Here is an 11,476-nt window from a genome sequence, read left to right on the forward strand (position 1 = left end):
ATTCATCTCCTAGTTTTTATAATTGTAGAATAGATAGTTGTGCTGATTCTTGCTTTTGATATTCGCGGACAAAGGCTGTAACCCCTGTTCTAGATATATCTTTAATGCCATAAGGCTTAAGCAACTCAATAAAAGCTTCCACTTTATTAGGTTCTCCAGTTACTTGTACAGTGATATTGTTTTTCCCCATATCAATCACCGTCGCTCTGAAAGGTTCAATAATGCTGTACACTTCACTTCTGACAGGTGGTGGGCACTGTACTTTTATTAGGGCTAATTCTCTTGTTACGATTGACTTATCGGTAATATCGGAAACCTTCAGTACATCAATTTGCTTTTGCAATTGCTTCACTAATTGTTCCATTTTTGCCGGATCATCCATCGGTACAATGAAAGTAATTTTTGAAACCGCAGGATTTTCAGTTGGACCTACCGTGATACTTTCAATATTAAATTGCCTTTTTGCAAATAATCCCGTGACTCGATTCAATACCCCACTATTATTATTGACGGTTACGGTAAGAACTCGTTTCATCGGTTTCATTCTCCCACCCCAATCATTTCATGAAGTCCTTTTCCTGTTGGAACCATTGGATAAACCAATTCTTCCTGGACCACACGGCAATCGATTAATGCAGGCCCTGGGAATTGAAATGCTTCCTCCAATGTCTTTCTTGCTTCTTCTGCAGTTGCACATCTATAACCTTTTATTCCATATGCCTCAGCCAATTTAACAAAGTCAGGCTGATCAGGCATTAAAGAATGCGAATAACGTTTTCCATGAAACTTTTCTTGCCACTGACGAACCATCCCCAAACAAGCATTATTGATAATGACAACCTTCACTGGCAAATTTAGTTCTTTTATAACAGCCAATTCCTGTAAAGTCATCTGGAATCCGCCATCCCCCGTTACAGCTACGACTGTTTGCTCGGGTGCTGCTAATTGTGCTCCAATAGCAGCGGGGAAACCAAAGCCCATTGTTCCAAGTCCTCCAGATGTCACCCAATTATGAGGACCATTGAAGGGATAGTATTGCGCTGCCCACATTTGATGCTGCCCAACATCAGTTGTTACAATCGCCTCTCCACCCGTAAGTTCATGAATCATTTCAATCACATGTGGTGAGGAAAGTTTTCCTTCAGGTGAGCTAGGCTTTTTAAATGGGTATTTCTCCTTGTTTTCTTGCAATTGCTTCATCCATTCCGAAAAATCAGGAAGGTTATAGTCCATTTTCAATAGTTCTTCTAACACAACCTTCGCATCTCCAACAATCGGAACAGCTGTCGGGACATTTTTGCCAATTTCTGCTGGGTCGATATCGATATGGGCGACCGTTGCATTCGGAGCAAAATAGGCTAGATTTCCAGTCAAGCGATCATCAAACCGTGCCCCAATATTAATTAGCAGGTCGCAATCGGTAATCGCCATATTCGACGTATACGTTCCATGCATGCCACCCATTCCCAAAAACTGTTCATGGTCGCCAGGAATGGTTCCTAATCCTAGTAAAGTATTGACAACTGGATAGCCCGTTTTTTCAACAAATTCCTGAAACTCCTTGTGAGCTTTAGCAAATAAAACTCCCGCCCCAGCAAGAATTAATGGCTTTTTAGCATTGCTCATGAGACTAGCAAGCTTTTGTAATTGTAAATAATTCGGTTTTGTTGTTGGTTGATATCCCGGTAGTTGAATACTTGCTTCCGGATAGTCACCTGCTAACTGGGTGGCAATATCTCTCGGAATATCAATTAAAACAGGACCTGGGCGACCAGTTGAAGCAATATGGAAGGCTTCTTTCACAATCCGCCCAATATCTTTTAAATCCTTTACCTGGTAGCTATGCTTGGTAATCGGCATTGTAATCCCTACAATGTCTGATTCTTGGAAAGCATCTGTCCCCAAAAGGGAGCTTCCTACTTGCCCCGTGAACACAACAAGGGGCAATGAATCCATCATGGCATCGGCAATTCCTGTCACTAAATTGGTTGCTCCAGGACCAGATGTGGCGATCACCACTCCCGGTTTTCCCGTTACCCGCGCATATCCCTCTGCCGCGTGAATGGCTCCTTGCTCATGCCTAGTCAACACATGATTCATAGGATTTTTATGCAGGGCATCGTAGATTGGGAGTACAGCCCCTCCTGGATAACCAAAAATAACTTCTACATTCTCTTTTTGTAATGTCTCAATAAACAAATCTGCTCCGGTTTTCATTTTTCCTTTGGCTTCAGTGGCTGTATTTTGGTTATTTGCTTCCATTTGGATTCCCATACTCACTGCAAGCTTCATCCTTTCAAATTATCATTTTTTAAAACATATCATAAATCCGACCATTCATGCATGGAATTCACCGATTTGCGAAAAAATTCAATCCATTCTTTAAAAATTGCAACATTCATACATTCCGGATTGGAATTACATATAAGAGTAAAAAAGAGTAAATAAAAAAGCTTTCTCAGCCCACACAAAAGGAGAACCTTTTATGCAGGGATGAAAAAACTTTCATGGTACCACCCTACTTTTCAGTGAAATTCACTGACTCAGGAGCGACTATTGCCACTCATTGATAACGAGGACTTGAAAATCCCCGTGTACCCATAATCACAATTGTTTTCAGGGTACCTGCTCCAAGGCGATGTCACGAATGGCTGCATTGTCGGTTTCCAGCAGTGCCGACTCTCTGGTAATACAGTGGGTCCATTCATTTTTACCTTTTCATAGCTTTTCTGTGATATTCAAAAAAGACTTTAAATCCTTCTTTTTGAACATGCAATTTATATTAAAATGTAGTCTTTACTCTTTCGTTTGTATTATTCTATATTTTCATCACTCCGCCAGTGCTAGCGGAAGTGACTAATTTAGAATATCTAGCCAAATAGCCTCTTTTAATCTTTGGTTCAAAAGGTTTTAAGTTGGCTTGGCGTTTTGCCAATGTCTCTTCATCGACATTCAATTGAATGGTACGATTAGTCAGATCAATGACAATTTCATCTCCATCTTCTACTAAAGCAATCGGACCGCCTTCAGCTGCTTCTGGAGAAATATGGCCGATGGAAATCCCTCTTGATGCTCCAGAAAATCTTCCGTCCGTAATTAAGGCTACATCTTTATCCAATCCTCTTCCAGCGATCGCTGAAGTTGGTGAGAGCATTTCCGGCATTCCGGGTCCACCTTTAGGTCCTTCATAGCGGATGACGACTACATCTCCCGCTTTTACCGTACCATTATTTATTCCTTCTTGAGCTTCATCTTGTGACTCATATACGACAGCTTTTCCTGTAAAAGTTTTAATCGACGGATCGACAGCACCGACTTTTATCACGCCGCCATTCGGAGCAATATTTCCATATAAAATCGATAAGCCACCTACAGGACTATATGGATTTTCTTTCGGTCTTATGACTGCAGGGTTCTTAATCACATGATCTTTTACATTTTCATAGACCGTTTTTCCTGTCACCGTAATTCGATCTCTTTCAATCGCCCCAATTTCACATAATTCGCGAATAATGGCGCTAATCCCACCAGCATCATGCACATCCTGCATCGTATAATCAGAAGCTGGCGCGATTTTTGCTAAGTAAGGTACCCTTTCGGCCACTTTATTAATTCGTGATAAGTCATAATCTAGACCTGCTTCATGGGCAATGGCTAATGTATGAAGAACCGTATTGGTTGACCCTCCCATGGCCATGTCCAGTGCAAAACAATCATCAATCGTTTGGTCTGTGACCAAATCACGTGGCTTCACATCTTCTTTCACCATACGAATCAATTGTTTGGCTGCTTCTTTAATTAATTTATGACGTTCATTGGAGGTCGCAACGATCGTTCCATTTCCCGGAACTGTCACACCCAGCATTTCCATCAAAGAGTTCATTGAATTGGCTGTAAACATTCCTGAACAGGATCCACAAGTCGGACAGGCATTCTGTTCAATGTCAAGCAATTTTTCCTCTGACATTTTCCCAGCATGGAAAGCCCCGACACCTTCAAAAACGGACGTCAATGTTAGTGGTTTCCCATCAGAGGAAATACCACCTTCCATTGGGCCGCCTGATACAAAGATAGATGGAACATTGGTTCTAAAAGCAGCCATCAACATTCCGGGAGTGATCTTATCGCAATTGGGAATATAAAATACTCCGTCAAACCAGTGAGCATTAATCACAGTCTCAGCTGCATCAGCAATAATTTCTCGACTTGGTAAGGAATAACGCATTCCGATATGGCCCATCGCAATTCCATCATCTACGCCAATCGTATTAAACTCAAATGGAACACCGCCCGCTTCCCAAATCGCTTCTTTGACGACTTCTGCAAAAGTATTTAAATGCTTATGACCTGGAATAATATCAATATATGAATTACAGACACCTATAAAAGGTTTCTCTAAATCTTTTGTTTTAAGACCTGTAGCATACAATAAACTCCTATGCGGGGCCCGGTCAATCCCCTTTTTGATCATATCACTTCTCATTTATTACATCTCCTGTTATGACAGTTTCACCAATAGCGCGAGCCCTGTTCTTGTTAGAGGCAAATTTAGCCAACATTTAACGACTCATCATGAATTTTGACTCCATCCGTCACCGTTAATTCGCGGAAACTTTCTGACAAGTCACTCGTGACTGGCCCGGGGTTGCCATCTCCCACAACGCGACCATCCACTTTTGTAACAGGAATGACTTCTGCAGCGGTACCTGTTAAAAATACCTCATCCGCTGTGTACACTTCATGTCTAGTAAAAACGCCCTCTACCATTTCGTAACCTTTGGCTTGCGCTAATTCCATAATAGCATTTCTCGTAATTCCGACAAGTGCTCCTACATACCCGGGCGGTGTTTTTAACTTTCCATCTTTCACTATGAATATATTATCAGCCGATCCCTCTGCAACATAACCTTGATCATTTAACATAAGGGCTTCGGAAACACCGGCTAATGAAGCTTCAATTTTAACCAATACATTATTTAAGTAGTTGAGTGTTTTTACCATTGGACTTAAGGCATCGGAACGGTTGCGCCTTGTTGCCACTGTAATAATTTCAAGTCCGGTTTCATATAGCTCTTTAGGATAAATGCGTAATGGTTCAGCAATGACCAGTACAGTTGGTTTCTCACATGTATAGGGGCTTAATCCAAGATCTCCTACACCACGGGATACTACGAGGCGAACATAGCCATCATTGAGCTCATTTTGGCGGAGTGTTTTTACAACAATGTTAGTCATCTCCTCTTTTGAATACGGAATGGTTAACATGATGGACTTCGCCGAGTCATACAAACGTGTCAAATGTTCATCTAAGCGGAATACATTTCCTGAATATGCACGAATCCCTTCGAAGATTCCATCTCCATACAGGAACCCATGATCATAGACAGAAACAACGGCGTCTTCTTTTTTTACGAATTCTCCGTTGAGGAAGATCAATTGTTCACTCAAATTATTCGCCCCTTTCATCGGATATTTATTGCGTAGGTTTATAAAATCCTAGCTTGTGAATAACTTCTAATTTTGTGTTTCATCATCCAGCTCCAGCGCCTAGCGACTAGCAACTAGCAAATTTACGTCTTCTTCCTACGATAAGTCAACATCGGCTCATTCTTCGCCGTGTTTCCTTTATCTCAGGCCAACAGGAGGTTGGTCACAAAGGCGTTGCGCCAAGACGGCGCGTATTTAGCCTTTGAACCTTATTCTCCAAATTTGTACGTCGCTGAACAGGCGCTTGCGCTTTTGCTTTTTTCAGTCAGTTTTGATTTATTAAATTGTTCCTATAATACCGCGGTATTGGCGAAAGGTCAAGGGATTTTCAGAATGTTTTACCTTTTAAAAACCGCACATTTCATGCTGTATCCGTTTCCATCATGATCATACCAGCCATAGAGAAAAATTAAAAAATGAAAAGATTTTTCGTCAAATTTTTATCTATTGATTTAGATGGGTAAATCCCCATTAGAAAAGGTTGCCGGCTATGGCAACCTATTTTCGATGCATTTTAAATTCTAAATATAAATCATTATAGTAAGCCAACATTCTTTTCCCTAAATTATCATAGACTTCTAGCCTCTCAGTTAGTTCAGGATCTGGGTAAAAACGTTGGTCATTCACAACCTCTTCATCTAAGTAATCTAGCGCCTTCTGGTTAGGTGTAGAGTAGCCAACATAGTCCGCATTCTGGGCCGCATTTTCGGGATCGAGCATAAAATTAATAAATTTATATGCTCCTTCTACATTTTGGGCTGATTTCGGGATCACCATATTATCAAACCACAAATTGGAGCCTTCCTCAGGGACGACATAGTCGACATCTTCATTTTCCGACATAACATCAGCCGCTTCCCCAGACCAAGTCACCCCAATGGCCGCTTCTTCGTTCGCCAGTAAAAGTTTGATTTCATCACCAATAATTGCTTTCACATTCGGTGTAAGCTGATCTAGCTTTTGCTTTGCTTCTAAGAGGTGTGCTTTATTCGTATCGTTCAAAGAATAGCCAAGACTATTGAGGCCCATTCCAATCACTTCTCTGGCTCCATCCACAAGGAAGATTTGGTTTTTAAATTCTGGGCTCCATAAGTCTTCCCAGCTTGTGAAGGTCTTCCCATCTAACATTTTCGAATTATAAATAACCCCAAAGGTACCCCAAAAATACGGAATGGAATACTCATTTTTCGGATCAAACGATAAATCCAAGAAACGAGGATCTATATATTTTAAATTAGGGATCTTTTCATGATCGAGTGGAAGCAGCATGCCCTCTTCCTTCATCTTGCTGATCGCATATTCTGACGGAACCGTAATATCATACGCCGTTCCCCCTTGGGAAATTTTCGTCATCATCGCTTCATTCGAATCAAAAGTTTGATAAATGACCTTCATGCCTGTTTCTTCTTCGAATTGATCAATCAATTCTGGATCGATATAATCTCCCCAATTGTATACATTTAACGTATTGCCTCCCGTAAAACCTTGAGCTGAATTCAAGTGCGAGGCAAGATACATCAGCCCAAAAGCAAGCACAATAACAGGGACAAAAATGCGTATGATTTGTTTCATGATTTTCTCACCCCTTGGCCAGAAGGTTTAGCATTGCGCTGATTCACGTAGTAATACCCTAAAACAAGCACAAGTGTAATTAGAAATATTAATGTAGATAACGCATTGATCTCTAAAGAAATCCCTTGCCGTGCCCGCGAATAAATTTCTACAGATAACGTAGAAAAGCCATTTCCTGTAACAAAAAAGGTCACAGCAAAATCATCCAGTGAATAGGTCAATGCCATAAAAAAACCGGCAAATACACCTGGGGTAATATAAGGCAAAATCACCTTTGATAAAACATCCCAATTGGTTGCCCCTAAATCTTTTGCCGCGTCAATCAATGTAGAGCTCATTTCCTGTAATTTTGGCAATACCATAATCACCACAATTGGTACACTAAAAGCGATATGTGAAAGCAAAACAGATGTAAACCCGAGCTTAATCCCGATCATTGTAAACATAATCAGAAAAGAAGCACCAATGATGACATCAGGACTGACGATCAACACATTATTCAAGGTTTGCAAAGTTTGTTTTGTCTGCATTTTCCTCACATACATCATCGCAAGCGCTCCAAAAATACCAAGAATGGTGGAAATCGCAGCCGAAAGAAGAGCAATCACCAATGTATTTAATGCAATAATAATTAACCGCGTGTCTTTAAAAACATTGACATAATATTCCCAAGTAAATCCGGCAAAATTGCGCATCGAGCCGCCACTATTAAAGGAATAAAACATTAGATATAAAATAGGCGCGTACAGAATAAAAAAGACAAGCACCAAATAAAGATTCGCTATTTTTGCTTTCCCTTTCATGCCAAGTCACCCCGCTTTCGTTGACCTGTCAGGATCATAATGACCGCCATCGCAATGATTAAAAAGACCGCGATTGTCGAGCCCATACCCCAATCTTGCGTAACAAGAAAATGTTGTTCAATCGCTGTTCCTAACGTAATCACACGGTTTCCGGCAATTAATCTTGTAATCATAAATAAAGACAGAGATGGAATAAAAACTGCCTGACAACCAGATTTCACACCAGCTAATGTTAAAGGAAAAATCACGCGTCTAAATGTCATCCATCCACTCGCCCCAAGGTCGCTCGCTGCATAAATATAGGATGGATTAAGTTTTTCCAAAGCATTGTAAATCGGCAAAATCATAAAGGGAATAAAGATATAAACTGATACAAAAATAAAGCTAAAATCCGTAAAAAGAATTTGCCGTGAGCCGACGCCGATCACATCTAATAGATGATTTGCTGGTCCATAAGCTCCGAATAACCCTAAAAAGGCATACGCTTTTAATAATAAATTAATCCATGATGGCAGAATGATCAGCAAAAGCCATAATTGCCGATGTTTGGCTTTAGTTAATAAATAAGCAGTTGGATAAGAAATCAGTAAACAAAATAATGTAATCAAAAAAGCATACCAAAAAGAACTAAGCGTCATTTTTAAGTAGACAGGTGTAAAGAATTTTTGGTAATTACTCAGAGTCAGATTACCCTCAATATCAAAAAAGGAGTAATACACAACTAATAAGATCGGTGTGATAACGAATAGGACGATCCAAAGCACATAGGGGATTAAATAAATGGTCCGCATTTTCTTACTCTGCATGGCGCACCTCATCATAGGCCTCTAAACGCTTATCAAACTCCTCTTCTGTTTCTCCTAAACGCATAACATGAATGGCTTCCGGATCAAAATAAAGGCCGATTTGATCTCCTGGCTTTGCTTTTTTCGTTGAGTGAACTAACCACTCATTGCCTTCCTGGTCATAACAAACTATTTCATAATGAACCCCTCTGAAGAGCAAGGTATCGACCGTAACGCGGAATTTCCCCTGTTCCGGGGACGTAATTTCTAAGTCCTCAGGCCGAATCACAATTTCCACCGGTTCATTGTCATGAAATCCTTGGTCGACACACTCATATTGTTTCCCCGTAAATTCAACCAAAAAGTCTTCAACCATTTTTCCAGAAACAATATTCGATTCGCCAATAAAATCAGCGACAAAACGATTGATTGGTTCATCATAAATATCAATTGGAGTTCCACTTTGCTGGATCTTCCCTTGATTCAAGACAAAAATCTCATCTGACATTGCCAGTGCTTCTTCCTGATCATGGGTGACAAATATAAAGGTAATCCCTAAACGTTGTTGCAACTCTCGAAGTTCATATTGCATTTCTGTTCGTAATTTTAGATCTAAAGCAGACAATGGTTCATCTAACAAAATCACTTCAGGTTCATTGACAATTGCGCGGGCAATTGCGACACGCTGCCTTTGCCCACCGGACATTTCTGTGATTTCCCTGTTTTCATAACCCGCTAAATTAACAAATTTTAAGGCCTGTTTTACCTTTTCCTCAATCACATTGTTTTTCAACTTTTTGATCCTCAATCCAAAAGCGACATTTTCAAACACATTTAAATGAGGAAAAAGCGCATAGTCTTGAAACACGGTATTGACCTGGCGTTTATTAGCTGGAATCCGATTGATTTTCTTGCCATTAAAGAAAATACTTCCGTTTGTTGGTTCAATAAACCCCGCGATTAAACGTAATATTGTTGTCTTTCCACAACCTGATGGACCTAGTAGTGTATAAAATTTACCGCGTTCCATTTCAAATGACACATCATCTAAGATTAAATCATCATCAAAATATTTTGATACATGTTCAAAACGAATAATTGCTTGTTCTGCCATATGTACTCCCTCCGTCTCTTCCAGTTGGCCGTGTCACAAATAAGATTCTGTCGCAACCAAAATTAATTCACTTAAACCTTTATGTACATTGCTAATTTGATGTGTATCAGAAGCTTGGAAGTAGATTGATTCCCCGGCTTTCGCAAAATAAGTTCTCTTTCCAAGTGTAATCATGACCTCGCCTTTCAATACATAAGCAAAAGTCTCGGATAAAGAAGGTTCGAATTCCTTAAACTCCCCTTTTTCGCTTAAGGTTAACCAAATCGGCTCCATCTCCATTTCATTGGATTCAGGAACAAGCCATGTGATTTCATACCCTTTTTCCTCATCCTTAAAATCCGTTTGCACCTCTTCCTCATACACAACTCGTTGTTCACGCTCTTCCTCATCAAAAAATTGCTTCGGGGTACAGCCTAATACTTCTAAAATCGCAAAAAAAGTTTCCATGGAAGGAGAACTTAAATCTCGTTCAAGCTGAGAAATATACCCTTTACTTAAATCTGTTCGCTCGCCTAATTCCTCTTGCGTTAACCCTTTTTTCAATCGCAATGTTTTAATTTTCTTCCCGATTTCCATCTTTAAAAGACCTCATTTTAGTTTAATGATAGTAAACTAACACTCAATAAAGTTTACTTATACACAACTTAAAGTTTACCACCAGATTATTATACATAAATATGAAAATTGAGCAAGAGGTTTTTTATGATTTTTTTAAATTAAAGGAGCGGGCTAGATTGAAAGTGCATCTATCACAGAAAATGAGTTCAAAACCTTTCGTTTAAACTTTATTTCAAAAAGAAAATGGAAAATAAAATTATGTTATATTCATAAATATAGTACGAATGCTGCATTTATTGAAAAGGAGCTTTATTACACGACAGGGAACTTTGCACTTATGGGTATGAAGATAAAAACGGAACGTGCGTGAACATTAGATATCATAGGAAAAATAAGGAAGCAATTCGTTCCCAGCGGGTGGGATATGCTTGCATTGATAGGAGAAGAACGTAAAATGGATGGGATTTCAACCTTCTCTTTAGTGACAGCTGGCTTAGCTTTATTCATAACGATAGTTTCATTTTTGCTTTTCAAAAGGAAAAGAGTCTTCGTTCCTGGAGTAACATTATTGATAGGCTTAGCATTATTTGTTTTAAGTTTTGTGATCGGTGGCTGGGAAGGTATGGGACTAGGCGTAATCAGCTTGTCATTACTTATTGCTTCTTTTATATCCTTAACATTATTGATGTTCTATGAAACCTACAAAAGAATGAAAAGCACGCGACCTAAAGAATAGGCATGTGCTTTTTCGTATCTTAATAGCCTTTAAAGGATAAAAGAATCCTACTGCCCATAAAGCTTTGTTTTAACTGCAAAGTCAGGACATAACTCTGCCATAGCTTACGAGTAAGACAAATATAAGAATTAGTAAAAATATCAATAACATCACATTTAAAATAATATACAATGTAACGTATTTTGAGCGAAGGGCAACGAAAATACCAACAATTGCAATTATCCCCATAGCGGCAGACAAAACAAAACCATTTGCATTCGGTCCTCGAAAAATAAAAAAAAAACAATCATATTACCCATATTCCGCGCCCCTTTAAAAGCCTAAAATCTTTTTTTGCAGGAATTCCCCCACGTCCTATCGAAGGGTAAGGGTATGAATACCGTGGGGTGATTGCAATGAATAATCCAATTCCGCAGATTCC

The 11,476-nt window shown here is 39.5% G+C and carries 11 protein-coding genes and 1 other annotated feature; of the genes, 2 read left to right on the plus strand and 9 right to left on the minus strand.

The genetic code is table 11. The annotated features are described in order from the left end of the window. Positions 1-16: 16 nt before the first annotated feature. The 4 genes from ilvN to ilvE all read right to left on the minus strand — a co-directional run bounded on the left by ilvN (position 17) and on the right by ilvE (position 5,448). On the minus strand, positions 17-535 hold the full coding sequence (ilvN, locus tag KI363_RS17865) for an acetolactate synthase small subunit (RefSeq protein WP_158322222.1): 519 nt from the start codon (positions 533-535) through the stop codon (positions 17-19). Positions 536-540: 5 nt separating this feature from the next. Next, positions 541-2,262, minus strand: coding sequence for an acetolactate synthase large subunit (gene ilvB, locus KI363_RS17870; RefSeq protein ID WP_246516939.1), 1,722 nt, complete (start codon positions 2,260-2,262; stop codon positions 541-543). Positions 2,263-2,486: 224 nt separating this feature from the next. Beyond that, positions 2,487-2,731 (minus strand) — a binding site (T-box leader). An 87-nt stretch (positions 2,732-2,818) separates the two neighbouring features. Further along, the gene (ilvD, locus tag KI363_RS17875; RefSeq protein ID WP_158322224.1) at positions 2,819-4,483 is read right to left on the minus strand and encodes a dihydroxy-acid dehydratase; all 1,665 of its coding nucleotides are present in this window, start codon (positions 4,481-4,483) and stop codon (positions 2,819-2,821) included. 65 nt (positions 4,484-4,548) lie between these two features. Continuing rightward, positions 4,549-5,448 carry a branched-chain-amino-acid transaminase gene (gene ilvE, locus KI363_RS17880; protein ID WP_158322225.1) on the minus strand — a complete coding sequence of 300 codons (900 nt, stop codon included), beginning with the start codon at positions 5,446-5,448 and terminating at the stop codon, positions 4,549-4,551. Positions 5,449-5,646: 198 nt separating this feature from the next. Between ilvE and KI363_RS17885 the strand changes: the two genes are divergently transcribed. Further along, on the plus strand, positions 5,647-5,874 hold the full coding sequence (locus KI363_RS17885; RefSeq protein WP_212967182.1) for a hypothetical protein: 228 nt from the start codon (positions 5,647-5,649) through the stop codon (positions 5,872-5,874). Positions 5,875-5,985: 111 nt separating this feature from the next. Here the strand turns inward: KI363_RS17885 and KI363_RS17890 are convergent, their stop codons facing one another. Genes KI363_RS17890 through KI363_RS17910 form a run of 5 tightly spaced genes read right to left on the minus strand, consistent with a single transcriptional unit; the run spans position 5,986 to position 10,337 of the window. Continuing rightward, complete coding sequence (locus tag KI363_RS17890; RefSeq protein ID WP_212967183.1) at positions 5,986-7,059, minus strand: ABC transporter substrate-binding protein; 1,074 nt, start codon at positions 7,057-7,059, stop codon at positions 5,986-5,988. After that, on the minus strand, positions 7,056-7,862 hold the full coding sequence (locus tag KI363_RS17895) for an ABC transporter permease (protein ID WP_212967184.1): 807 nt from the start codon (positions 7,860-7,862) through the stop codon (positions 7,056-7,058). Before KI363_RS17895 ends, KI363_RS17890 begins: the two co-directional genes overlap by 4 nt. Next, positions 7,859-8,668 carry an ABC transporter permease gene (locus KI363_RS17900; RefSeq protein WP_212967185.1) on the minus strand — a complete coding sequence of 270 codons (810 nt, stop codon included), beginning with the start codon at positions 8,666-8,668 and terminating at the stop codon, positions 7,859-7,861. Before KI363_RS17900 ends, KI363_RS17895 begins: the two co-directional genes overlap by 4 nt. Next, positions 8,658-9,761: an ABC transporter ATP-binding protein gene (locus tag KI363_RS17905; RefSeq protein WP_212967186.1), complete on the minus strand. Its 1,104-nt coding sequence runs from the start codon at positions 9,759-9,761 to the stop codon at positions 8,658-8,660. Before KI363_RS17905 ends, KI363_RS17900 begins: the two co-directional genes overlap by 11 nt. Positions 9,762-9,794: 33 nt before the next feature. Then, positions 9,795-10,337, minus strand: a complete 543-nt coding sequence (locus KI363_RS17910; protein WP_212967187.1) for a helix-turn-helix domain-containing protein — start codon at positions 10,335-10,337, stop codon at positions 9,795-9,797. A gap of 436 nt (positions 10,338-10,773) precedes the next feature. On the opposite strand from KI363_RS17910, the gene KI363_RS17915 reads away from it, so the two are divergent. After that, positions 10,774-11,055 carry a YesK family protein gene (locus KI363_RS17915; RefSeq protein WP_246516937.1) on the plus strand — a complete coding sequence of 94 codons (282 nt, stop codon included), beginning with the start codon at positions 10,774-10,776 and terminating at the stop codon, positions 11,053-11,055. Positions 11,056-11,476 lie beyond the last annotated feature (421 nt).

Source organism: Lederbergia ruris, from assembly GCF_018332955.1.
GTDB classification, from domain to species: Bacteria; Bacillota; Bacilli; order Bacillales; family Bacillaceae_C; genus Lederbergia; species Lederbergia ruris.